Origin of the sequence: Mycobacterium sp. DBP42, from assembly GCF_005924235.1 — a bacterium.
In the GTDB taxonomy this organism is placed as follows: Bacteria; Actinomycetota; Actinomycetes; order Mycobacteriales; family Mycobacteriaceae; genus Mycobacterium; species Mycobacterium syngnathidarum.
This window is the reverse complement of the sequence record NZ_VCMY01000064.1, coordinates 1-24,590: the sequence shown is the minus strand read 5'-3', so window position 1 is coordinate 24,590 and position 24,590 is coordinate 1. Positions and strand designations below refer to the sequence as shown.

Here is a 24,590-nt window from a genome sequence, read left to right as displayed (position 1 = left end):
GCCGCGTCCCGCGATCGATCCAGCCGACCGTCGCGATGCTGTTCTCCCCCGGCTATCCGGGCTTCCTGCGCGGGGTGATCGCCTCGGGCCCTGGAGAATTCATCGTCACCACCGCGGCGGATACCGTGGTTCGCTTCCGGCCGGGAGGCGCCGAGGACGAGGTGAGCCAGATTCTGGCCGGCGGCATCGACCAGCCCTACGGCGTGGCACAGGCTCCCGACGGTTCGGTGGTGGTCGTCGAACAGGGTGCCGGACGGCTACTTTCGGTGCGCGACGGCGCGGTGAGTGTGCTGGCCTCCGGCCTGGACACCCCGGTCGGGGTGGTGATCGGGCCCGACGGCGCACCGCTGGTGTCGGTGGCCGGCGCAGTTCTCCGGGTGACCGGGGGGACGGCGCAGCCGCTGGTCGACGGATTGCACACGCCGCACGGCATTCTCGTGCGCGACGGCGTGCTCTACATCGTCGATGCGGGCAGCAAAGAAGTTGTCGAGTGCGAATTCGCATCGGCGGCCCGCACCACGATCGCCACCGGACTGCCGGTCGGACCGCCGCCGGGGGTGACCCCCAAACCACTCAAGGGCATGCCGCCGTTCTCCGGACCGCAGGGCCCATTTGCCGGGATCACCGCGGGAACCGATGGGACGCTCTACATCTCAGGTGACGGCGATGGCAGCGTGCTGGCGCTGCGCAGAGGCTGAGCCGTCATGACCGTCACTGCCGACCATCGCTACCTACAGGTCGCGCGCACCCTGCGCAAGGAGATCGTCGACGGGGTGTATCCGGTGGGCTCGCAGTTACCGACCGAACACGAACTGTGCGAGCGCTTCGAGGTCAGCCGCTACACCGTGCGCGAGGCGCTGCGCCGCCTGCGCGACGACAACCTCGTCACCTCACGGCCGCGGGCCGGCACCACAGTGGCCCAGCGGGCCGCGACTAATACCTATGCCCAGGACGTGGTCTCGATCAACGACCTGCTGGCCTTCGCGACCGGTGCCCAGTTCACCATCGAGTCCAACGCCATGGTCACGATCGACGACGAGTTGGCCGAGCGCACCGGGCTCCCGCTCGGCGAGCAGTGGCTGACGGTCCGCGGCTACCGGCAGGCCGACGGCGATCCTGCTCCGGTGTGCCGCACCGAGTACTACATCAACCGCAGCTTCGCCGCCGTCGGTCGCCTGCTGCAACGACACTCCGGTCCGATCTTCCCGTTGATCGAGGATCTGTTCGGGGTCAGCATCGTCGAAGTGCACCAGGAGATCTCAGCGATCGTCACCTCACCCGATCTCGCCGCGGGCCTCAAGGTTACCGCCGGATCGGCGGCCCTGCAGATGCAACGCACCTACACCACTTCCGACGGCGAGATCGCCCAGGTCACCGTCAACACCCATCCTTCCGACCGGTTCCGTCACTCCATGACGATGCGCCGGGTCAAGGGCTGACATGACCCGACGCGACGAGGCGCGGGAGGCCGACGCGTACGCCCGTGGGCTGTGGGTGTCCACCACCCTGGCCGACGCCCTGGCCGGTGCGGCGCGTGACATGCCCGACCGGGTGCTGGTTGTCGACGGCGACACCACGCTGACCGCCCGCGAATTACACGACCGGGCGCGGGCTCTGGCGCTGGTGCTGGCCGAATGGATGCCTGCGGGCAGTGTGGTGTCATTCATGCTGCCCAACTGGCACGAGGCGGCGATCATCTACCTGGGCGCCACACTCGCCGGTATGGCGGTCAATCCGATCCTGCCCTCACTGCGGGACCGGGAACTGTGCTTCATCCTCGACGACGCGAACAGCCGGGCGATCTTCATCCCCGCCCAGTTCGGCAACCACGACTACGCTGCGATGCTCACCCGGGTGTGCAGCCAGATGGCCACGCCGCCGCAAGTGGTGGTGCTGCGCGGACATCCGGGCCCCCACCACGCATTCGATGCCCTGCCGGCGCCGCCCGACCGCGGTCTGCCCGCACTCATCCCCGATGACATCCGGATGATCATGTACACCTCTGGCACCACCGGCCGGCCCAAAGGTGTTTTACACAGCCACAACTCGATCCACGCATTGATCAGCCAGCTGCGCGATCACTGGATGATCGATCCCGGTGACACCTTTCTGGTGCCGTCACCGATCGCCCACATCGGGGGCTCCATCTACGCCTTCGAATGCCCGTTGCTGTTGGGCAGCACCGCGGTACTGATGGAGCGATGGAACGCCGAGGACGGCGTCACCCTGATGACTCAACACCGATGCACCCACATGGCCGGGGCCACACCGTTTCTGGAGCAGCTTCTCGGTGCCGCCGAAGGAGCCGGCACCCGGCTACCCGATCTCAAGGTGTTCATCTGCGGCGGTGCGTCGGTACCGCCATCGCTGATCCGGCGGGCGACCGACTACCTCGACCGGGCCGTGGTCAGCCGCGTCTACGGCTCCACCGAAGTGCCGGTCACCACCGTCGGCTCTCTGGCACCGGGAGGCGTCGAGCATGCTGCCGAGACCGACGGATGTCCCGGCATCGCCGAGATCCGGTTGGTCGGCGGGGAGATCCGGGCCCGGGGACCACAGATGCTGCTCGGGTACCTGCATCCGGAGGACGAGCTCGAATCCTTCGACCAGGACGGCTTTTTTCGCACCGGAGACCTCGGCAGGTGGGTGGACGGCGACTACCTGCAGGTGACCGGACGGGCCAAGGACCTCATCATCCGCAACGGCGAGAACATCTCACCCAAGGAGGTCGAGGATCTCCTTGTCGGTCAGCTCGGCATCGTCGAGGCGGCTGTGGTCGGGCTGCCCGACGCCCGCACCGGTGAACGTGCCTGTGCCGTCCTGGTGACCGCCGACGGAAGCCGACCGGACGTGTCCGATCTCGGCCGGCTGCTGGCGGACCATGGGCTGGCACGGTTCAAAACACCAGAGCGGGTCGAGATCTGGGATCTCCTACCGAAGAACGATGCAGGCAAAGTATTGAAACATCAGATCCGAGCCAGGCTGAAGGGTGATTAGTATGCAGGTCGCGATCGTCACCGGGGCCAGTAGCGGTATCGGATTCGGCTGCGCCACCGCACTCGCCGAGGCAGGCATGGCCGTGGTCGGCGCCGGGCGCGACGAGGACCGGCTTGCCGAGCTCGAACGCGCGATCGGTGATCCGGAGCGCGTGCAGACCGTTTCGGTCGACCTGACCGCAGCAGACGGGCCGGCCCGGGTGGTCGAGGCCGCCGTACAGCGCTGGGGCCATATCGACTTCCTGATCAACAATGCCGGTGTGGGCAGCCCCAAACCGCTGCACGAGACCGACGACGAAACCCTGGACTACTTCCTGGGCATCATGTTGCGCGCACCGTTCCGGCTGGCGCGAGATGTACTGCCGCACATGGGGCCCGGATCGGCGATCATCAATGTCACCTCCACGTTCGCCGTCGTCGGCGGGCTTCGCGGCGGTGCATACTCGGCCGCCAAAGGCGGACTGACCGCGCTGACGACCCACATCGCCTGCCAGTACGGCGCGCAGGGCATCCGGTGCAACGCAGTCGCCCCAGGCGTCACCATCACCCCGATGGTCGAGCACCGGTTGCAGAACGAGGGGTTCCGCAAGATGCAAACCGAGATGACCCCGCACACCCGGTTGGGCCGGGTCGAGGACATCGCCGCCACCGTGGCCTTCCTGTGCTCTGAGGGCGGCAGCTTCATCAATGGGCAGACCATCGTCGTCGACGGCGGCTGGAGCTCGACAAAGTACCTCTCCGAGTTCGCGCTGAGCGCCAAGTGGGTTGCGGAATGAACGTTTTCGCCGCCCTCGATCAGGCCGCTGCCCGCTTCGGCGACCGCGGCGCGGTGTTCCTGGGCGAACACCAACTGCACACCTGGACGCAGCTGCGCGACCGCGCGTTGCGGCTGGCCACCTCGCTGAAATCGCTCGGGGATCGTGGCACCCGCATCGCCGTCGCCAGTGAGAACCGGCCCGAGATCGTCGAGCTGATGTTCGCCATTTGGGCGTCCGAGTGTGTGTTCGTGCCGATCAACTACAAACTGCACCCGCGCGAGATGGCAGACATCCTCGCCGATGCCGGCGCCGCACTGGTGTTCGCATCACCCAAGATCACCGAAGGTCTGAGCGCTGCCACCGGCGCCCCGGTCGAAACCATTGGCAGCCAGTCCTATTCAGAACGTTTCGGCGCCGCACCGGCCGCGCCGCCGGTCACTCATCCGTCCACCCTGGCCTGGCTGTTCTATACCAGTGGCACCACCGGTAGATCCAAGGGCGCCATGCTGTCCCACCGCAACCTGATGGCGATGACGCTGGCGCACCTGGCCGATTTCGACGATCCGGACGAGAACTGCAGCCTGATCCACGGCGCCCCGATGTCCCACGGCTCCGGCCTGTACATCCCGCCCTACGTGCTGCGCGGCGCCCGCCAGGTGATACCGGAATCCGCCGCGTTCGAACCCGACGAGTTCCTGGACCTGTGCGGCCACCACCCCGGCAGCAGCGCCTTCCTGGCGCCGACCATGGTGCAGCGCCTGCTCCAGACCGGCCGGCCCCGACCGGTCAACCTGAAAACCGTGGTGTACGGCGGCGGCCCGATGTACGTCGACAGCCTCAAGAAGGCACTGGCCGCCTACGGCCCGATCTTCGTACAGCTCTACGGGCAGGGCGAGGCACCGATGACGATCACCGGGCTGCGCCGCGCCGATCACGTCGGCGCCGACGATGCGACGCTGGGCTCGGTCGGGTATCCGCGCTCCGGGGTCGAGGTGGCCGTGCTGAACGACGACGGCACCCAGGCGGCCGTCGGGGAGATCGGTGAGATCGTCTGCCGCGGCGACGTCGTCATGTCGGGCTACTGGAACAACCCGACCGCCACCGCCGCCACCCTCAAGGACGGCTGGCTGCACACCGGCGACATGGGCGCTTTCGATGCCCGCGGCTACCTCACCTTGCGCGACCGGTCCAAGGACGTGGTGATCAGTGGCGGCAGCAACATCTATCCCCGCGAGGTGGAGGAAGCACTGCTGGCGCATCCCGACGTTGTCGAGGCCGGTGTGGTCGGCGCGCCGGACCCCGAGTGGGGTGAGGTGGTGGTCGCGTTCGTGGTCGGGAAGGTGGACCCGGGCGTGCTCGACAAGCACCTGCTGGAACGCATCGCCCGGTTCAAGCGGCCCAAACGCTACGAGTTCATCGACACGCTGCCGAAGAACAGCTACGGCAAAGTGCTCAAACGCGAACTGCGCGAGCGGCTGGTTTGACTGCGCGAGCAGACGCAAACTCGCACAAAACTGGCCGCGAAAGTGCGACTCTGCGTCTGCTCGCCAGGATAACGGTCACCACATCAACCCGCGGATCAGCGCGGTCGGCGGAATATCCTCGGCGGCAATCAATCCCGCCGGAGCATCACACACCCAGTCGATCGCGTTGACCACCCGCGCCGCAGTGGACACACATCCGGCGTCGGTCACGTCGAGCGTCGGATGGGACAGCTCAGTGCTCACCTCGATGCGCGGCTCGCCCTCCACGATCACCTTGTGCACCCCGGACTGGCCCTCGGGCGGGTACTCCCAATCGGGCGCGGCCGCCGGGGTCAGCCGGGTGGTGTGCTCGATCGTGATGATGGGAACGCCGCCGCGGATGCCTTCGGCGGCGAATCGGGTACCGGCCAGCTGCCTGGGCTCGACGGTCATCATCGTGCACTCGATGCGCTCGGTCGCGTACCACGGCTCGAAACGCTGACGAACCTCGTCGAGTTCCACCCCGAGACGGTCGGCGAGGTTGCGCACCAGGCCGCCGAACATCGCCGTGATCACCCCCGGCTGGAATGCCATCGGCAGGTCGTCGTCGGGGGTGGTGCCGAAACCCATCGCGGTGCCGGTGTATTCGTAGTCGTCGTAGTTGCCGTAGTCGAAGATCTCCTTGACTGTCACCGACTCGGCACGCGTGACCAGGCTGAGCGCGGCATATACCGCGGTGTCCCCGGAATACCCGGGGTCGATGCCGTTGACATACAGCGAGGAGTTCCCCGCCGAACATGCCTCCTCAAGCGGCACCCGCAACCAGTCGTCGGCCTGGCGCGGAGTCACCAGCCACACCATGGAGGTTCCGACGACGTTGATCCCCGCCGCCAGGAACCGCGACATCTGCTCGATCGCCTCCATCGGCCTGGTCTCGCCCAAGGCTGTGTAGACCACACAATCGGGCCCGAGCGCGATGAGCGCGTCGATGTCGTCGGTCGCGATGACACCCGTCGGCTCGGCGATTCCACACAATTCGGCAGCATCGCGCCCGATCTTGTCCGGGCCGGAGGCGTGAACACCCACCAACTTGAGATCCGGCCTGCCGATGATCGCGGCCAGCGAATGCCTGCCCACGTTCCCGGTCGAGAATTGGACCACTCTGCGCATCGTCAATCCTGTTCCTGCTCAGTAGTCGGGGATCGGCAGCGGCGAGTTGTTCGAGTCGATACCGCCGTCAACGTGGAAGATGGCGTTCGTTGCGTAGCAGTCGCGCGTGGACAGATACACGCACAACCTTCCGAGGTCCTCCACATCGCCGAGGCGATGCAACGGCGTCGCCTCCTTCATCTTCTCCAACGACCCGGGTAACAAGTCAAGGCTTCCTTGTAAACCATCGGTCGCGAACGACCCCAGCGCGATCGCGTTCACCCGGATCTTGGGCGCCAACTCCTGCGCCATCGCACGGGTGAGCGCCTCAAGACCGCCTTTTGCCGTGCAGTAGGCGGTCAAGGCACGGATGCCGAACCGGGCCGACCCCGAAGAAATGTTGACGATCGAGCCGTGTCCGGCCGCGATCATGTGTGGCGCGACAAGCTGACTCATGATGAACGCCGAAGTGACACACCAGTCGAAGGTGTGCCTGAAGTCCTCGTCGGTGATGTCGAGGAACCGCGCATAGGTGGACCCGCCGACGTTGTTGATCAGGATGTCGATGCGGCCGAACCGCTCCATGGCCGTGCCCACCACTCGCTCCCCGTCGGGCCGGCTCATCGCGTCGGCGACCACCGCCATACCCTTACCGCCCGCGGCTTCGATGCCGGCGATGGTCTCGACGATGTCGGATTCCGTTCTCGCCGTGCCGACTACCGTGGCGCCGGCCTCTGCCAGCACTCGCGCGATACCCTGCCCGACGCCCTTTCCGGCGCCGGTAACGATCGCGACCTGACCTTCCAGGCCGAACTGCTCCATTGCCATGGCGTTCCTCTCCGTTGAGGCAGCTGCCGAAATGGCGTTCCAGCAGGGAAATGTCGAGTGGAACCCTGCTGGAATGCCATTTCGGCGCGGGTGGAGTAGCCGATTGACTGCCCAGTTTGATTGACTATAGTCAGTCTGCATGAACTTGCCAACGTTCAATCTGAAGCGTGGCGGAAGTGCGGACGAGGTGACGCGCCCGTCGGCCAGCGGGCTCGACGAACACCTGGAGGCATCCCTGCGTGCGCAGCGCCAGGCCGACAAATGGCTCATCTCCGGCAGCCTGCTGATCGGCTCCGCAGCCCTCGGCATCTTCGGCCTGCCCCTGTTCCTCAGAGGCGTCTGGCTGCTTCGCAAAGCTCAGCGCGACGGATTGTCGGTCCGGCCGATGCTGGTCACACTGATCGGTTATCTGGTCATCATCGACGCAGCGATCAACACCGTCGGCTGGGCACTCGATGTCGCCGCCAACCACACGATCCTCGCCCGAATCCTGTTGAACGGCTGGGGTGCAATGTTCGACGCCGGCTACTTCTGGCACTACAACGAGCTGTGGATCGGAGGCGCTGCCGGACCCGGCGAAAAGGCGATGGAAGTCGGCATGATCCTCACCGTCTTTACCATGCGGATCGCCGCGGGTATCGGCTTCCTGCAGATGAAGCGGTGGGGCCACCAGTGGATGATCATCACCTGCTGGATGGGGATCGTCATCTGGTGTCTCTACGTGTTCAACATGACGATGTTCGCCGATGTCCGCTTCGCCGGCGTCGTGCTGCCGGTCGTCGGGTGGTGGCTCTACGACATCTTCTACATCACCCCGTTCCTCGCGATCCCGTACCTGCATTCGGTCAACCGCGAGATCTTCTCCGACTAGTCCAATGACTTCACTCATTGACTGCAATCAGTAAGTGAGTTAGAAATGAGCGGACCATGACGCCACAGACCAAGCAGTCGGCACGCGAGTTGCGCCGATTGCAGACGCGGGAACGGATACTCGGCGCGGCCGTCGCCGAATTCCAGGCGTCGGGCATGGCCGGGGCGGATGTCGGTGCGATCGTCAGTGCCGCAGGCGTCGCCCACGGCACCTTCTTCTTCCACTTCCCCAGCAAGGAGCACGTCCTGCTGGAACTGGAGCGGCGCGAAGAGACGCGCATGGCAGCCGAATTCGCCGGCTTTCTGGAGAACACGCATGATCTCGCGACGGCGCTGACCGAGCTCGTCCGCCTGGTGGGCAGCCTGGAGCAACGATTCGGACCGCTGCTGTTCAAAGAATTACTCGCGCTGCACTTCTCGCCGACACGTCCCACCAAGGACGAATGGAGCGACCACCCGATGATCGTTCTGCTCGTCCGTGAGATCGAGCGTGCCCGCGGCGACGGCGAGGTACATCCCGAGGTCGACGCCTTCTACAGCGCCGCATTCTTCATGCTGGGGATCTACGGCGTCCTGACCACCACCGCCAACAGCCAGCACCGCGACGCGATGCTGGCCAACTTGGTCATCACCGCACGACGAGGACTGGAGGTCCGATGAATCATCCTTTCTGCGAGGAGAACTGACGTGGCCGGCTGGATCTGGGAGATACTCCGCTACGTGGCCGCCTGGGGCGGCACCGGCTTGATCATCTGGTTCTGGTACTGGATGTTCTCCAACATCGGCACCTTCTGACGACGTGACGCAGCAGATGCCCGAACTCGACGAAGCCCACGCCATGGCGACCGAGCGCAGTTGCGCCGTCACCGCCGTGGCGTTGAGCGACCAGCGCCGCACTGGCGCGCGCCTGGTCAGCGGCCAGCACCGCGGCTTCGGTCTGAGTTCCCTGCTCGACGTCGTGCACGTGCCCTATCCGCCGCGTCGTGACTGGACCCGCCGAACGCTGACCTGCGGTGTGGCACTGCAGTGCTCGCCATCCAAAGAGCGCATCCTCGACTACCGACTCAACGAGCTCTCGACCCGCGAACTGGCGGCACTCACCCTCGTCGAGGCCGGCGTCGCGCTGGGCTGGGTCGCCGAGAACTGGCCCGGGCTGCTGGCAGACCTTCGCGCAGCGCTGCCACACCTGGAACCGGCCGGCGCGGACATGGACGCCAAGGAGATGCTGAACCGGGCCATCGCCCTGGCGCGTACCTCGCAGCAGTTCTCGATCGACCCACTGCTCGGCACCCTGCCGCGGGCATACACCCTGCCGCAGGGCCTGTCCGACAAGCTGCGCCGTACCTTCGGGCGGTTGCCATGGACCACAAACCAGAAGCGCTCGCCAGCCCCACATTCCGTCCCTGCCGGCGGGGACGGCGGGGTCCGCAACTCGAACCTGCCCCCACCCAGCCGGCCTCAGGACAACGACCTCGACATCACCCCCGACCACCGGCCGGGCATCCCCTACCCGGAATGGAACGCGTGGACAAAGAGCTTCATGCCGGACCACGTCGCGGTTCTGGAGCAAGCCCGTTCCAGCCGCGACCGGCAGCCCGGCACAGTCGCCGTCGACGTCCGGAAGTGGTTCGAGGAGAACACCCACCGGGCCATGAAGAACCGGCTCGAAGACGGCTCCGACCTCGACGTCGACCAGTACGTCAACCACTTCATCGACCTGACGACCGGTGAGGCGGTCGAACCGCGCCTCTTTCGTGAACTGTTGCCCGCCAGCCGCGACGTGACCACCGCTCTGCTCCTCGACGGCAGCTCCTCGCTGGGCGTACACGGGGGCAGCATCTTCAAACTCGAGCTCGCCTGCGCCGACGCTCTGTCCCGCGCGATGACCTCGGCCCGGGAACGCCACGGCATATTCACGTTCACCGGGAACACCCGCCATCGCGTGGAAGTCAGCTGCCTCAAGGACTTCGCGGACCGCCGTTTCGTCCCGCCTGGCAGCCTGGGCCTGTCCACCGGCGGCTACACCCGACTCGGTGCGCCGCTGCGGCACATGACCAGCCGCCTGCTCGCACAGCCCTCGGAGCGCAGGTTGCTCATCGTCATCGGCGACGGCCTGATCTCGGACGAAGGCTACGAGGGCCGTTACGCCTGGGCCGATGCCGCCCACGCCGTGGAGGAAGCCAACGACGCCGGGGTCTCCATGTACTACGTCGGCGTCGGCCCCGTCCGCGTCGATCCCCTGCCGGAAGTGTTCGGACCCAAACGATCCCAACGCATCCGACGAATCGAAGAACTTCCCCGCGTCCTCGCCCACGTCCACCGGGAGCTGGTATCTGTATGACCGAAAACACCTACTACGCCAACGCCAACGAAGTTCAGCTGTTCGAGCAGGCCTGCCGCCAGCGCCTGCCGGTGATGCTCACCGGGCCGACAGGATGCGGCAAGACCCGCCTCGTCGAGCACATGGGCCTGTTGCTCAGCCGTCCGGTCGTCACCATCAGCTGCCACGACGACCTGACCAGCTCCGACCTCGTCGGCCGGTTCATGGTCACCGGGGGCGACGTGGTCTGGACCGACGGTCCCCTCACGCGGGCCGTCAAGGCCGGGGCGATCTGCTATCTCGACGAGGTTGTCGAAGCGCGTCACGATTCGTTGGCCGTCCTGCACTCGCTCACCGACCACAGGCGCACGCTCTACCTGGATCGTGCGGGTGAAGTCGTCCATGCGCCAGAGACTTTCATGCTGGTGTGCTCCTACAACCCCGCCTACCGAAGCTCACTCAAAGAACTCAAGCCCTCGTTCCGGCAGCGGTTCGTCACGCTGCCGATGCGGTACCTGCCGCCTGAACGCGAGGCAGAGGTGATCGTCGCCGAAGCCGGCGTCGGACTGCCCACCGCACAGCGACTGGTCCGGTGCGCCACCGCGATCCGTACCGCGGACGAGGCATTCCACTTCGAACCGCCCTCCACTCGGGTACTCGTCACGGCGGCACACCTGATCGCCGCCGGTGCCACGGAACTCGAAGCCGCAGAGGCATGTGTCCTCGCCCCGCTGTCCAGCGACGGCGCCATCACCGAAGGGCTGCGGGAGGTCGCGTCCGCGTGCCTGTCCGCCGCCGATGCCGGCAGCTCAAGCGCCTAGGAAGGAATCGCCGCCATGGTGGATCAGAAGGAAAAGAACCGCAAGAAAGCCCTCATCGTCCTGCAAATCGTCATCTACGGATACCTGCTGGCGATGTTCGGAATCCAGCTGTACATGTCGTTCACCCGGGGCTGGTGGGACCTGTGAAAGTCACCGCATCCGTCCCGGCAGAGGGTTCGCTCAACCTGGAGGAGCACCACGAACAATCCCGGCTGGCACAGCGGCGGGCCGACAAGTGGATGATCGTCGGTGCGGCACTGATGGGCATGTGGGCACCCGGACTCATCGGCTTCCCCATCTTCATGCGCGGCGTGTGGTTACAGCGCCAGGCACTCCGCGCGGGGTACTCCGTCCGGCCGATGATCGTCACGCTCATCGGATATCTCGTGCTGATCGACGGCATGCTCAACAGCCTCGGGTGGGCCCTCGACCTGGTCGCCAACCACACGCTGATCAACCGGGTGCTGATGGTCGGCTGGGGCGCCATGTTCGACGCCGGCTACTTCTGGCACTACAACGAACTATGGATGGGCGGCGCCGCCGGGCCGGGCGAGAAGTCCATGGTGTTCGGCATGATCCTCACCGTCTTCGCGATGCGGTGCGCCGCCGCGATCGGCTTTCTGCAGATGAAGCGCTGGGGCCACCAGTGGATGATCATCACCTGCTGGATGGGTGTGCTGATCTGGTGCCTGTACGTGTTCAACATGACGATGTACGCCGATGTGCGCTACGCAGGCGTCGTGTTCCCGGTCATCGGGTGGTGGCTCTACGACATCTTCTACATCACCCCCTTCCTCGCGATCCCGTACCTGCACACGGTGAACCGCGAAATCTTCTCCGACTGAACACAATTCATGTAGCACTTAGGAGAGACACCGTGACGACCACACCTGAAACAACCGAAGACCAGAAATCCGAGGACCTCCCTCCCGGCACCACGCCCTACTACGCGCGCATGCACAAGTGGATCAAGCGCGCGGTCCTGGTGTGCCTGGTCGCCCTCGTCCTCGAGGGCGCCTTCACCCTGCCGTTCATGGCCGTCTACTACGGCTACCCGACCTTGAGCCTGACCGAGATCTGCAGTGAGCTGCTCAAAGTCCGCTATTCCGACGACACCCTCGAATGCAAGGTCCCGTACCCGGCATTCGGGCCGCCCGAGGGAGCCGAAGGCAAGGACACCGCGCAGGACGAGTGGGGCATCCAGCCGGTGCCCAAGTACCACCGGATCGGTTTCCGTGAACTGGTGCGAATCCATGACGAGCGTGAGGCACGCCAAGCCGCCGAACAACAGCCGAGCCCGTAGGAGTCGCCGTGCCGGAGTCACTCGAACGCCACGCCGAGAACTGGGATCTGCGCCACCAGGATTTCAACGACAACGACTTCCTGTACGACGTCTACTCGGTGATGCGACAGCAATCGCCGTTCGCGCGCACCGACAAACCATTTCTCAGTGCGACGCCGGCGGGCGCGTGGGTGGCGGTGCGCTACGCGGAGTGCGTCAAGATTCTGCAGGACTGGGAGCACTTCTCAAGCAATCCGACGCCCGAGGGCGCTGAGCAACTCGCCGGGGATCTGGTGATCACCCTCGACCCGCCGCGGCAGCAGAAGTTCCGCAAGGTCCTGAACCCGTACTTCTCACCGGCGCGGATGAAGGCGCTGCGACCCGAGATCGGCGCCGAGACCGACCGTCTCATCGACGATCTGATCGAGAACGGCTCCGGTGACCTGGCCCAGATCGCCTGGCGTCAGCCCGGAATCGTGTTCTTCAAGTATCTGCTCGGCATGCCGATCGAAGACGTGCCGCTGTGCGTCGAACTGACCGACACGGCGCTCAACGGCGCCACCGAGCAGGACCGGATGAGCGCCTGGAGCGGGCTGTATCACCACCTGCACAACGCCGTGACCGCACGCATGGACCAGCCGCCCCGCGACGACATGATCGACGTCCTGTTGTCCGCCGGGATCGACGGAGAGAAACTGTCTTTCGGCGACGTCGTGTCCAACGCCATGCTCCTGGTCCAGGCCGGCCTCGAGACCACTACCAGCGCAATGTCTTTCGCCTATCACTACCTCGCCACCAACCCGGCCGAGCGCGACCGCCTGATCGGCGATCCCGAACTCCTGACCCGCGCGGTCGAGGAGTTCATCCGATTCGCCGGGTCGATCCATGGCATCCCCCGCACCGTGGCCAAAGAGGTGGAACTCAACGGCTGCACGTTCTCGCCCGGCGAGTCGGTCATCGTCAACTACGCCGCCGCCAACCGCGACGAACAGGAGTTCCCCGACGCGGGCCGGTGCATCCTCGACCGCCGCGAGAACCGGCACCTCGGCTTCGGCGCCGGCGTGCACCGCTGCCTCGGGTCCAATCTGGCTCGACTGGAATTCCAGGTGGGCCTGGAGCGGGTGCTGTCCCGAATGCCCGATTTCACGCTCGCAGCGGGGGCGCAAGCCACGTTCCACGGCAACTCCGTCACCCGCGGATTTCGCTCGGTCCCGGTCACTTTCACGCCCGGCAGCCGGACCGTCACATGACCTACCGGGTCGTGCAGTGGACGACGGGCAACGTCGGTCGCAAGTCGGTCCACGCCATCGTCGCGAATGCCGATCTCGAGCTTGTCGGCTGCTATGCCTGGGCACCCGACAAGGTGGGCAGGGACGTCGGCGAACTCTGCGGCATCGAACCGCTGGGCGTGACCGCCACCGATGACGTCGACGCGCTCTTGGCCCTGCAACCGGACTGCGTCGTCTACAACCCGATGTTCGCCGACGTCGACCTGCTGGTCCGCATCCTCGGCGCCGGCATCAACGTCGTCACCACCTCCGAGTTCATCAACGGAGACAACCTGGGCGACGGCCGCGATCGGGTCATCGACGCCTGCAAACGCGGCGGCTCAACGATATTCGGCAGCGGCATCAACCCGGGTTTCATCCAGTTGTTCGCCGTCGTCACCGCAGGCATCTCCGATCGCGTCGACCGGATCTCCATCCTCGAGTCGTTCGACACCACGATCTACAACTCGCCGGCCACCGAGATCCCGATGGGCTTCGGCTATCCCATCGACCACCCCGACCTGCAAGCAGTCACCGAGAAGGGATCAGGCATCTTCCGGGAAGCGGTCCAGCTCGTCGCGGGTGCGCTCGGCATCGAACTCGATGGCATCCGGTGCGACGCCACCTACGCCCAGACCACCCAAGACCTGGATCTGCCCGGCGGCTGGACCATCGCCGCCGGCTGCGTCGCCGGCATCGACGTCCGGTGGTCGGGCATGGCCGGTGGGCGCGACGTGATCGAGATCCGCGGCGTCTGGACGAAGGGCCAGTCGCTGGACCCTGCCTGGTCGACCGCGTTCGGTTACACCGTCACCGTGGAGGGCAGGCCGACCATCAAGAGCACCTTGAGCTTTGAACCTCCGCCGGACTTCGTAGCCGAAACCATCGAGGACTTCATCATGCTCGGCCTCACGATCACCGCCATGCCCGCAATCACCGCGATCCCCGCCGTGGTGGCCGCGCCCCCGGGCATCGCCACCTACAACGACCTGCCCCTACTGATGCCACGAGGTGTACTCCATGTCTGACAGGACCTACCGGATCATCCAGTGGATGACGGGCGACGTCGGCCGGGCCGGCGTGCGGCACTTCGCCGAGAGTCCGGTGTTCGACCTCGTCGGCGTCCTGGTGCACAGCGAAGACAAGGTGGGCAAGGACGCCGGTGTGATCGCGGGTATCGCTCCGATCGGTGTGACCGCCACCGACGACGTCGACGCCGTCGTCGCGCTCGACGCCGACTGCGTGTTCTACACGCCGATCATCATGGACGTCGACACCGTGTGCCGGCTGCTACGGTCAGGCAAGAATGTCGTGACCACGAGCGGGTTCTTCCATCCCTCACCGGATTTCCGCGAGCCCGCCGAGCAGATCCGGGCCGCCTGCGCCGACGGCCGGACCTCGTTCCACGGCGGTGGTATCCATCCCGGTTACGCCGGGGACATCCTCCACTCACCTTGGCCCGGGTGATGAGCAGGATCGACACCATCCATGTGTACGAGGTCGTCGACGTCCTGAAAGACGCCCCGATGGACCACATCGACTGGATGGGATTCGGCAAGGACAAGGACAAATTCCTCACCGAGCCAACAATTCTGGGTCTCGGCATGCCGTTCTTCGCGCAGTCGATGCACATGATCGCCGACGGCCTTGGCGTGACCATCGACGAGGTGACCGCGGCCGAGGTCGAAGTCGCGACCGCTGCCGCGGACATCCCCCACGACGAGGGCGTGATCCCGAAGGGCACCGTCGCCGCGCAACGCCACGAATGGACCGCGTGGGTGGGCGGGAAGCCACTGATCGTCTTCCACGCGATCTATCTGACCGCCGACCCCGACACACTCGAACCGGCATGGGATTGGGGCGAGACCCGGTACGAGATCGTGATCGAGGGCGACCCGCCCACCGAGCTGATCCTCAAAGGTGTCCGGCAGACCGATGGCACCATGACCCATCCCGGCTACGACTGGACGGCCATGGGCGCCATCAACGCGATCCCCGATGTCTGCGATGCCCCGCCCGGCTGGCTGAACCACCTCGACCTCGGACTCATCCGGCCTCGCGGACTGGTCCGCCGATGACGTCTCAGCCGACACTGCACCATGTCGTGTTCGCGGTCGCCGCGGAACGGACAGCCGACATGGTGCAGATGTTTACCGACCTCGGATTCACCTTCAACGCAGCAGAACTCACCGACCTCGGCGTCCACGTGCACCTGGACTGGGACCGCGGCGTCGAGCTGATCAGCCCACTGCCCGGTTCGACCGCGTCGGTTGCGTTGTCTGTCAAAGACTTCCTCGACCGCCACGGCGACGGTGTCTACACCGTGGTCGTCCGCGTGCCGGACGCCGCAGCAGCCGAGGCCGTGACACAGCGGTACGGGTCGGCAACGCGGTTCCGTCAGGGATTCTCCGGTGAAGGCTCCTACCTCGACGAGATCGACTTGTCCGCCCTGGGCCTGCCCCTGACATTCCTGTCCACCAATGTGTAAGCCAAGTGTTTTCGACGCGGGTCTGCCGGCCCTCGACTACTCCGTCACCGACACCCCGCCGCAGATCTACCCGCAGTTCCGGGCGGCCCAGGACGTCGCGCCGATCGCGCTCGGCCCGATCGGGCCCGAGGTACTGTCCTACGAGATGGCCCGCGCCGTATTGCGCGATCCGCGGTTCGGGATCCCCCAGGGCATTCACCTGTCCGCCCACGGCATCACGTCGGGTCCGTTGTGGGACAGGGTGACCCGCAGCATCCTGAACATAGAAGGTGAAGAACACCGGCGATTGCGCAGCCTGGTCGCCCGGGCTTTCACACCGCGTGCCACCGTGCGCATGCACGACGCGATCCACAGCGTCGTCAACGAACTCCTCGACAGTATTCAAGACGCCGGCCGGTGCGAGTTCGTGGCGGACGTCGCGCGGCCGTATCCGATTCCGATCATCTGCGCCCTTTTCGGCGCACCACGCGAGGACTGGCAGCAGTTCTCCCGCTGGGCCGAGGACATCTTCAAAATCGTCAGCTTCGACTGCGATCTCGCCCAGGAGGAGCCGGTCGTATTGAAGGCGTGGGGCGAGTTCGACGATTACATCGACGACATGATCGCCCACCGACGGCGACACCTGACCGACGACCTGCTGTCCGACCTGATCCGCATCGAAGACGGCGGCGACCGGCTGGACGCCGCCGAACTGCGAATGCTGGCGTTCTCCATCCTGATCGCCGGAACCGACACCACCCGCAGCCAACTGGCGGCCTCGATGCAGGTGCTCTGCGACCACCCCGACCAGTGGGCGCTGTTACGGGAGCAGCCCTCCCTGGCCATGCGTACGGTTGAGGAAACCATGCGGCATTCGCCGTCGATGTGCAGCACTGTGCGCAGCGTCGCCGATGACGCCGAGATCGGCGAATACAGTTTTCCTGCAGGGACATTCATCATCGTGAACACCTATGCAGCCAACCGCGATCAGTCCGTCTACGACGATCCGACCCGCTTCGACGTCACCCGCGAGGACCCGCCTCCGATCCTGACCTTCGGTGGCGGCGTACATTACTGCCTCGGCGCGAACCTGGCGCGGCTCGAGCTGTCCGAGGCACTCACGATCCTGTCTCGCCGGCTTCCGAACCCTCGAGTGGCCGGACCGGTTCCCTGGAAGCCGCTACTCGGCCTGAGCGGCCCGACGAGTCTGCCGCTGGAGTTCGACCGATGACGTACAAGATCGACCCGGACGTGCTGCACACCGTGGCAAAGCAGGTCGTCGGCCTGCCGCTGGAAGACGGCGGGCTACTCGCACACGCAATCAAGCGGCTCGCCGGCGAATACCCGGACCTGATCGACACCGGACCCGGGCGCTGGGTGGGCAGCAAAGCCGGAGGAATCCTCGGCAAGGTCCGGTTCCTCTACTTCAGTCCACGCGAGTACGTCGTACTGTTCGGGTCACCCACTGGGACGCAGGGCTTTTCAGGTCGATACAAACACGTTGACATCCACAAGTTCCTGCTCGCCGGCCAGATCGACTCGTACGATCTGGAGTCCGACGACACCGCGCCGTTGCCGACGCTGCTGCCCGGCGAACACACGTGTCTAGAACGCGGGCACGCCCGCGGTCTGACCATCCACCCCGGCTCCTGGCACCTCGAATACGGCCGCGGCGCCGTCGTGACAACGCTGCCCTTCGCCATGGTGGACACGCTGCTGGTGTCTCTGGAGTTCGAATCCGTACGGCGTTCGACGGCCGAGTTCAGCAGGCTGGTCAGCCGGCGATTTCGCCGCCCACCGGGATCCAGCGCCGCAGAACTCTACGACGACGCGTAGAGCTCCTTGAACTTGTTCAAGGACTGCTGGATATCGCCCTTGAGCGCGGCCGCGACCACCATGCCGATCGGCCCGAACAGCGCAGGGCCACCGAGGTGCACGTCGAAGGACACTTTCGCGCCCTCTCCCCCGTCCACCGGCGCGGGCGTGATCTTTCCGATCAGTTTGACCTTCACCCCGCCGCGTCCATCGCCGTTGAGGGTCAGCGACTGCGGCGGCTTGTAGTTCACCAGCGTCCACTTCACGCGGTTCAACATGCCCTTGACTTCGACGATTGAGTCGATCACCGTGCCCTTTTCCAGGGTTTCTGGCAGCTTCGACCGCCAGGCTCGGTGGATGCTGAGCCACTCGTCGTATCGGGACAGGTCAGAGGCGTACTCCCACGCCTTCTCCGGCGGCAACGGAACTTCGACGGAGACAGACAATTTGGCCATAGGTTACTGCTGCGGTTCGTCCTTGTTGATGGCGTTCTTCGCCGCTTCCTGCGCCTTGTCGACCGCGCCGGAGTACTTGCCCTGCGTCTTCTCGTCGACCATGTCGCCGGCCTTGTCGATGGCCTGCTCGACCTTGTCAGCATTCTGCGACAGCAGGTCCTTGGCTTTGTCCAGGAATCCCATCAGCCCACCCTATCGTTTTCGATTTCCAACTGAACGCCCGACATTCTTCCCTCTGCCAGCTATCTCCACAACCGGCGCTTCTCGCCCAGCACCCGACCCTGGACCCACCACAGCGCCTCGATCAGCGCGGCTCCAACCAGGCCAATGCCCAGCGCAACACCGGTGACCTTGAGATTCGAGGGATCCAGCATGAACACGCGTTGGGCCAACGGCAAACAGAAGATCAGCACATATGCCAGCCCCGAAGCGGCCACCAGGCCCACGCGCCACCACTCATAGGGCCGGGCCACCACCGACAGCACCCACAACGAGGACGCCAGCAACGTGATCAACGCCGCGGTCGAGGCCTGGGCCTGCTCGACCGAACTGGCCTCCCGACCCTGATAGGCCACCAGGTAGGAGACGAACGTGACCGTGCCCACCACCAGACCAGAGGGCAGCGCCGCGGTCATCACCCGGCGCACGAAACCCGAGTGCGCTCGTTCGTTGTTGGGGGCCAGCGACAGGATGAAGGCCGGGATGCCGATGGTGAACCAGGCCGCGATGGTGACGTGGATCGGCTGGAACGGGAACAACAGCGGGTCGGTGCCGAACCACTTGGAGGACAGCCCCGCGAGTCCGACCAAAATCGCCAGCAGCACCGAGTACACCGTCTTGGTGAGGAACAGGTTCGAAACCCGCTCGATGTTGCCGATCACCCGCCGGCCCTCGGCGACCACATAGGGCAGCGTGGCGAACTTGTTGTCCAGCAACACGATCTGTGCCACCGCGCGAGAGGCCGAGCTACCCGCGCCCATCGCGACGCCGATGTCGGCATCTTTTAGGGCCAGCACATCGTTGACGCCGTCGCCGGTCATGGCCACCGTATGCCCACGCGTCTGCAGCGCATGCACCATGGCCCGCTTCTGATCGGGGCGGACCCGGCCGAACGTGGTGTACTCTTCCAGTTTGTCCGCCAGCTCGTCCGGTTCGTGGGGCAGCCGGCGGGCATCCATCGTCTCACCGTGCAGGCCCAGTTTGCCGGCCACCGCACCAACCGAGACCGCATTGTCTCCAGAGATCACCTTGACCGAAACATGCTGGGAAGCAAAGTAATCAAGCGTTTCGCCGGCGTCGGGCCGGATCCGCTGCTCCAGCACCACCAGGGCAACCGGAGTCACCGTGCCGGGGGCCTGCGGCGCGTCGACCGCCCGATCGGAGGACCCGACCAGCAGTACCCGCAGCCCCTGCGCGCCGATCGCCTCGGCCTGCTCGGCCACCGGCGAGGCGGAATCCAGCAGCACGTCGGGGGCTCCGATCACCCAGTTGCCGTGCTCGCCGTAGGACGCGCCACTCCACTTGGTGGCCGATTTGAACGGGGCCGTCGCGGTGGCCGTCCATCCCGGCGGCGTCTGGAAGGCCTCGGCGATGGCCACCATGCTGGCGTTCGGCCGGGTGTCATCGGCGGCGAGCTGCGCCAGTGCAGAGGCGACCTCGGTCGTGGGGCACCCGTCACACGCCGTGAGATCGCTTACCCGCATACCGTTTTCGGTGAGGGTTCCGGTCTTGTCCGCGCACACCACGTCAACCCGGGCCAGGCCCTCGATCGCGGGCAGCTCGTTGACCAGGCACTGCCGCCGGCCCAGCCGCACCACCCCCACCGCGAATGCGATCGAGGTCATCAGCACCAGACCTTCGGGCACCATCGGCACCAGTGCGCCCACCATCCGCAGCACCGGCTCATGCCACACCGCATCGGTGGTGAAGATCTGACTCATGATTATTCCCAACGACTCTCGCCAACCGCCCTCGCTGTCGACGATGTCCTGGTAGGTCTGTTCGACCGAATCCAGCATCCGGGGGTCGGTGGTGAACAGCTGGGTGTAGATGGTGAGCAGACCGGCGGGCACCAGCAGATACGTGATGAACTGCAGGATCTTGTTGATGCCGTTACGCAGTTCGGATTTCACCAAGGTGAACCTGGAGGCCTCCTCGGCAAGTTTGGCGGCGTAGGCCTCGCGCCCCACCTTGGTGGCCCGGTAGGCACCGGAGCCCGCTACCACGAAACTGCCCGACATCACCTGCTCGCCAACATCTTTGACGATCGGATCGGCCTCACCGGTCAGCAATGACTCGTCGACCTCAAGATTGGATTCCTCGAGCACCTCGCCGTCGACGACGATCTGATCGCCGGGCCCGAGTTCGATGATGTCGTCGAGCACCACTTCGCTGGGTAGCACTGCGCGGCTACCGGATTCGCGCCGCACGGTCGGCTTCGCCTGGCCGACGATGGCCAACTTGTCCAGGGTCCGCTTCGCCCGGATCTCCTGGATGATGCCGATCCCACTGTTTGCGATGATCAGCAAGCCGAACGCGCCGTTGATCAGCGAGCCGGTGGACAGCACGATCAGGAACAGCACACCGAGGATCGCGTTGATCCGGGTGAACACATTGGCCCGCACGATCTCGGAGACACTGCGAGCCGCGCGCGTCGGGACGTCGTTGCTCTTACCTTCGGCGACCCGCTGGGCCACCTCGGCTTCGCTGAGACCAGCGACAGTGATCGTCGTCATGCGCGCGCAGTCCTCGTCCCGTCTTCAGTCGTGTGATCAGACGTCAGTTTGCCACTCGAGGGCTGCTAAAACTCCCACCACGGGTCGAGCGCCGCGCACTCGGCATCCACCCGTTGCCCTGGCCGTGGCACTGCGATCTGCACACCGGCCGGATCGGCCGCCGACAGCAACCGCCGCACCGGATCCGCCCACGGATGCGGGGCCAGCCGGAACGTCGCCCAGTGCACCGGTACCAGCAGCCCCGAATCGGTGACGTCGAGGTGAGCGCGCACCGCTTCTTCGGGATTCATGTGGATATCGGGCCAGCTCGGGTGATATGCCCCGATCGGCAGCAGCGTCAGGTCGAAAGGCCCGTGCTCCGAACCGATTTCGGAGAAGCTCTTGGTGTAGCCGGTGTCTCCGCCGAAGAACGCCCGGTGCTGAGGCCCGACGACGGCCCACGACGCCCACAGCGTGGTGTTGCGCTGGAACAACCGTCCCGAGAAGTGCCGGGCCGGTGTGCACACCAGGGTGAGCTCGCCGATCCGGTGACTCTCGTTCCAGTCCAACTCGACGATGCGGTCTTCGGGTATCCGCCACTTGCGCAGGTGCGCCCCGATCCCGAGCGGCACCACAAACGGCGCGCGCTGGGTGCGGGCCAGGCCCAGCACAGTCTCGATGTCGAGGTGGTCGTAGTGATCGTGGCTGATCACCACGGCGTCGACGGCAGGCAGCGCCTCCAGCGGCAGCGGCGGTTCATGCAGCCGCTGTGGGCCCACCACCCGCGACGGCGAACAGCGACGGCTCCAGACCGGGTCGGTCAGCACGCGGTAGCCGTCGATCTCGATCAGTGCGGTGGAGTGCCCATACCAGGACACCGCGCACGCCTGGCCGGCACCGTCGACCGGTACGGCCGGCTCGGCCAGCGGGATCGGCCCAGGCGGCCGGCTGGCAGAACGCGGGCCGAACATCTCGGCTATCAGCATGCGCCACTCCTCGCGGCTCATGGTGATCCCGGGTGATGCCGGCTCGGCGTTGACGAACACACCGTCCGCGTACTGCGTGGACCGTGCCGCCACCGGCCGGATCGCGTTGGGGAGCGCGCCCACCGAGGCATAGGTCCCGTTCAGTGCGCGCAGCAACCACCCACCGGCCAGCAACGACACCGACCTGGCACCCATTCGCAGCGCCGCGCGCAGCACGTCAGGCCCCGGTGAAGTTCGGCGGACGCTTCTCGATGCGGGCCACCTGCGCCTCGATGACGTCCTTGGAGGCCCACGCCTTGTCGAACAGCTCCTTGTGGACCGGCCAGGACTCCTCGTAGGCACCGTCGTCGTTGAGTACGCGCTTGGCGTGCTGCAACGCCAGCGGGGCGAACCCGGCGAGCTCGGCAGCCCACTTCTGCGCGTCGGCCAGGGTGCCGATCCGGTTGGCCATACCGGTCTGCAGAGCGGTTTCGGCGGTGAGCTTCTCGGCACCGAGGAGCATGCCGCGCGCCCGGCCATGGCCGACGAGCGACGTCAGCCGCCGGATGCTCCAGTTGTCCAAGGCCAGGCCGTACTTGGCGACCGGGAACTGGAAGTAGGCATCGGGGGCCACGACCCGAAGGTCGCAGATCATGGACAAGATCACGCCGGCACCGATCGCCGGGCCGTTGATCGCGCCGATGACGGGCACCGGGGCCGCGTCGATCGCCAGGTTCAGCGCCAGCGCCTTGTCCGGAAGCTTCTCGGCCATACCCGCGGCGTCGGTGAGGTCAGCTCCCGAACTGAAGACCCGGCCGGCGCCGGTCAGCACGATGGCCCGGATGTCCTGCTCAGCGGCATGCTCGACCGCTTCCCGCAAGCTGTCGACAAGCTCGCAGTTCAGCGCGTTGCGCCGCTCCTCGCGTTGCAGTTCCAGGGTCAGGACACTGCCGTCTCTGGTCACACCAATCATGTGGCCAGCCTAAAGCGTGTCGAACAACTGGCAGTTGTCGAGTCGACGGACTGGCGGCACGGCCTGGCAGATAGCTGAATACCCTCCCGTGATTGGAGCGTGTCTTCGCTGGCAGGGGACCTGTCGGTGGGTCGTGAAACGCTGTTGGGTGATGAGTCGGCACACCACTTTCCGGTTCTGCCTCGAACCTACAGTCGAGCAGCGTGAGGTGCTGGCTCGGCATGCCGGGGCCTCGCGGTTCTCGTTCAACCAGTGCTTGAGATTGGTGAAATCCTCACTCGACCAACGCAAGCTCAATCCTGGTGTCGAAATGCCATGGACGGGGTTTGATCTGATCAACACGTTCAATGCGTGGAAGAAAACTGCCGACGCCGGACGGGTCTTCGTCGTCGATCACCGCGGCATTGCCGAGGTCAACGTGACAGGTCTGATCTGGCGGCATGACGTGTACCAGCAGGTGTTCGAAGAGGCCGCTGTCGACCTGAGTAAAGGCTTGAAAGCGTGGTCGGATTCGCGGTCGGGCAAGCGAAATGGCAAGCGTGTCAGGTTCCCGAAATTCAAAAGAAAGACACGCGAAATCCCATCGTTTCGGCTGCGCAACAAGTATCCCACGGGCAAACGGCCGGCGATCCGTGTGGGGGATGGTAACCGTCCTCGTTCGGTGACCCTGCCCGGCATCGGGGTGATCAGTGTGCATGACGACACCCGCCGGGTGCGGTGCATGCTGACCAAGGGGCGGGCGAGAATCCTGTTCGCCACCATTAGCTGCCACGGGGGCCGATGGTGGATCTCGCTGAACGTTGTGGCCGCCGACCTGCACCCGAGTCTGCAGCACGCGACCCGCCCTAGCGATGGCGGCTGGGTGGGCGTGGACCGCGGCCTGTCGGCATTTGTAGTCGCCGCCACTGCGGACGGTACCGAGGTCGCTCGCATCGCCGACGCGCCCAAGGCGTTGGCCGCTGGGATACAGCAGCAACGACGGCTGACGAAGTCGTTGTCACGCAAAGAGAAAGGATCACAACACCGCAAGGATGCCGCCGCCCGACTCGGGCGGCATCACTATCACGTCGCCAATGTTCGGCGCCATTTTCTCCACCAGGTGTCGGGCGAGCTGGTCAAGACTCACGACCGGATCGTCATCGAGAACCTCAACGTGGCGGGAATGCTGACAAACCATCGCTTGGCTCGGGCCATATCCGATGCCGGCTGGTCGGAGTTCGCCCGGATGCTGCGCTACAAACAGGCGTGGCGCGGCGGACAGATCATCGAGGCCGACCGTTGGTATCCGTCGACCCGGCTATGCCCCCAATGCGGGGCAGTCGATCATGCAATGACGTTGGCAGATCGGGTATTTGCCTGTCGTTGCGGGCATACCGCCGACAGAGACACCAACGCGGCGACGAATCTGGCCCGATGGAGCCAGGCCTATCACGACCCGCCCCGAAC

24 protein-coding genes and 2 pseudogenes are annotated in these 24,590 nt (G+C 65.5%); 19 read left to right on the top strand and 7 right to left on the bottom strand.

Annotation, left to right across the window (positions count from 1 at the left end; genetic code table 11):
* The 5 genes and pseudogenes from E0T84_RS30210 to E0T84_RS30190 all read left to right on the top strand — a co-directional run.
* Positions 1–698 (top strand): annotated as a pseudogene (locus E0T84_RS30210) (gluconolaconase); the annotation flags it as partial.
* 6 nt (positions 699–704) lie between these two features.
* Positions 705–1,439: a GntR family transcriptional regulator gene (locus E0T84_RS30205; RefSeq protein WP_138746311.1), complete on the top strand. Its 735-nt coding sequence runs from the start codon at positions 705–707 to the stop codon at positions 1,437–1,439.
* A gap of 1 nt (position 1,440) precedes the next feature.
* Positions 1,441–2,997, top strand: a complete 1,557-nt coding sequence (locus E0T84_RS30200) for an AMP-binding protein (protein ID WP_138746310.1) — start codon at positions 1,441–1,443, stop codon at positions 2,995–2,997.
* A gap of 1 nt (position 2,998) precedes the next feature.
* Positions 2,999–3,772, top strand: coding sequence for an SDR family NAD(P)-dependent oxidoreductase (locus E0T84_RS30195; RefSeq protein WP_138746309.1), 774 nt, complete (start codon positions 2,999–3,001; stop codon positions 3,770–3,772).
* Positions 3,769–5,238, top strand: a complete 1,470-nt coding sequence (locus tag E0T84_RS30190) for a long-chain fatty acid--CoA ligase (RefSeq protein ID WP_138746308.1) — start codon at positions 3,769–3,771, stop codon at positions 5,236–5,238. Before E0T84_RS30195 ends, E0T84_RS30190 begins: the two co-directional genes overlap by 4 nt.
* Before the next feature lie 75 nt (positions 5,239–5,313).
* Here E0T84_RS30190 and E0T84_RS30185 read toward each other — a convergent pair whose 3' ends face one another.
* Positions 5,314–6,387 carry a dihydrodipicolinate reductase gene (locus E0T84_RS30185; protein WP_138746307.1) on the bottom strand — a complete coding sequence of 358 codons (1,074 nt, stop codon included), beginning with the start codon at positions 6,385–6,387 and terminating at the stop codon, positions 5,314–5,316.
* 18 nt (positions 6,388–6,405) lie between these two features.
* Positions 6,406–7,194, bottom strand: a complete 789-nt coding sequence (locus E0T84_RS30180) for an SDR family NAD(P)-dependent oxidoreductase (RefSeq protein ID WP_064887316.1) — start codon at positions 7,192–7,194, stop codon at positions 6,406–6,408.
* A gap of 139 nt (positions 7,195–7,333) precedes the next feature.
* On the opposite strand from E0T84_RS30180, the gene E0T84_RS30175 reads away from it, so the two are divergent.
* From E0T84_RS30175 to E0T84_RS30120, 13 genes and pseudogenes are all read left to right on the top strand, one after another.
* Positions 7,334–8,065, top strand: coding sequence for a hypothetical protein (locus tag E0T84_RS30175; protein ID WP_138746306.1), 732 nt, complete (start codon positions 7,334–7,336; stop codon positions 8,063–8,065).
* Positions 8,066–8,121: 56 nt separating this feature from the next.
* Entirely contained in the window at positions 8,122–8,724 is a 603-nt protein-coding gene (locus E0T84_RS30170) for a TetR/AcrR family transcriptional regulator (protein WP_138746305.1), read from the top strand.
* 151 nt (positions 8,725–8,875) lie between these two features.
* Positions 8,876–10,405: a nitric oxide reductase activation protein NorD gene (locus E0T84_RS30165; RefSeq protein ID WP_070189299.1), complete on the top strand. Its 1,530-nt coding sequence runs from the start codon at positions 8,876–8,878 to the stop codon at positions 10,403–10,405.
* Entirely contained in the window at positions 10,402–11,205 is an 804-nt protein-coding gene (locus E0T84_RS30160; RefSeq protein ID WP_070189251.1) for a CbbQ/NirQ/NorQ/GpvN family protein, read from the top strand. Before E0T84_RS30165 ends, E0T84_RS30160 begins: the two co-directional genes overlap by 4 nt.
* 15 nt (positions 11,206–11,220) lie before the next feature.
* Positions 11,221–11,352 (top strand): hypothetical protein, encoded by a 132-nt coding sequence (locus E0T84_RS32615; RefSeq protein WP_256366574.1) that lies wholly within the window; start codon positions 11,221–11,223, stop codon positions 11,350–11,352.
* Entirely contained in the window at positions 11,349–12,050 is a 702-nt protein-coding gene (locus E0T84_RS30155) for a hypothetical protein (protein WP_064914346.1), read from the top strand. The genes E0T84_RS32615 and E0T84_RS30155 overlap by 4 nt, the downstream gene beginning before the upstream one ends.
* 32 nt (positions 12,051–12,082) lie before the next feature.
* Positions 12,083–12,508 carry a hypothetical protein gene (locus E0T84_RS30150; protein ID WP_070189252.1) on the top strand — a complete coding sequence of 142 codons (426 nt, stop codon included), beginning with the start codon at positions 12,083–12,085 and terminating at the stop codon, positions 12,506–12,508.
* A gap of 8 nt (positions 12,509–12,516) precedes the next feature.
* The gene (locus E0T84_RS30145; RefSeq protein WP_138746304.1) at positions 12,517–13,737 is read left to right on the top strand and encodes a cytochrome P450; all 1,221 of its coding nucleotides are present in this window, start codon (positions 12,517–12,519) and stop codon (positions 13,735–13,737) included.
* Complete coding sequence (locus tag E0T84_RS30140; protein ID WP_138746303.1) at positions 13,734–14,783, top strand: dihydrodipicolinate reductase; 1,050 nt, start codon at positions 13,734–13,736, stop codon at positions 14,781–14,783. The genes E0T84_RS30145 and E0T84_RS30140 overlap by 4 nt, the downstream gene beginning before the upstream one ends.
* A pseudogene (locus E0T84_RS30135) lies at positions 14,776–15,833 on the top strand (dihydrodipicolinate reductase). The gene E0T84_RS30140 and the pseudogene E0T84_RS30135 overlap by 8 nt, the downstream one beginning before the upstream one ends.
* The gene (locus E0T84_RS30130) at positions 15,830–16,243 is read left to right on the top strand and encodes a hypothetical protein (protein ID WP_138746302.1); all 414 of its coding nucleotides are present in this window, start codon (positions 15,830–15,832) and stop codon (positions 16,241–16,243) included. The pseudogene E0T84_RS30135 and the gene E0T84_RS30130 overlap by 4 nt, the downstream one beginning before the upstream one ends.
* Entirely contained in the window at positions 16,236–17,453 is a 1,218-nt protein-coding gene (locus tag E0T84_RS30125) for a cytochrome P450 (protein ID WP_138746301.1), read from the top strand. The genes E0T84_RS30130 and E0T84_RS30125 overlap by 8 nt, the downstream gene beginning before the upstream one ends.
* Positions 17,450–18,058, top strand: a complete 609-nt coding sequence (locus E0T84_RS30120) for an isomerase (protein WP_138746300.1) — start codon at positions 17,450–17,452, stop codon at positions 18,056–18,058. The genes E0T84_RS30125 and E0T84_RS30120 overlap by 4 nt, the downstream gene beginning before the upstream one ends.
* On the opposite strand, the gene E0T84_RS30115 is transcribed toward E0T84_RS30120, so the two are convergent.
* The 5 genes from E0T84_RS30115 to E0T84_RS30095 form a co-directional block, all read right to left on the bottom strand.
* Entirely contained in the window at positions 18,043–18,492 is a 450-nt protein-coding gene (locus E0T84_RS30115; protein WP_070189259.1) for an SRPBCC family protein, read from the bottom strand. The genes E0T84_RS30120 and E0T84_RS30115 overlap by 16 nt on opposite strands.
* Positions 18,493–18,495: 3 nt before the next feature.
* The gene (locus E0T84_RS30110) at positions 18,496–18,675 is read right to left on the bottom strand and encodes an antitoxin (RefSeq protein ID WP_070189260.1); all 180 of its coding nucleotides are present in this window, start codon (positions 18,673–18,675) and stop codon (positions 18,496–18,498) included.
* A gap of 59 nt (positions 18,676–18,734) precedes the next feature.
* Entirely contained in the window at positions 18,735–21,227 is a 2,493-nt protein-coding gene (locus tag E0T84_RS30105; RefSeq protein ID WP_138746299.1) for a cation-translocating P-type ATPase, read from the bottom strand.
* Positions 21,228–21,292: 65 nt separating this feature from the next.
* A complete protein-coding gene (locus tag E0T84_RS30100) occupies positions 21,293–22,408 on the bottom strand; it encodes an MBL fold metallo-hydrolase (protein WP_070189262.1) in 1,116 nt (371 codons plus the stop codon).
* 1 nt (position 22,409) lies between these two features.
* Positions 22,410–23,144, bottom strand: a complete 735-nt coding sequence (locus E0T84_RS30095) for an enoyl-CoA hydratase (RefSeq protein WP_070189263.1) — start codon at positions 23,142–23,144, stop codon at positions 22,410–22,412.
* Between the two features lie 151 nt (positions 23,145–23,295).
* Between E0T84_RS30095 and E0T84_RS30090 the strand changes: the two genes are divergently transcribed.
* Positions 23,296–24,590 (top strand): RNA-guided endonuclease TnpB family protein (locus E0T84_RS30090; RefSeq protein WP_138746298.1); only part of this gene is annotated, 1,295 nt, incomplete at its 3' end.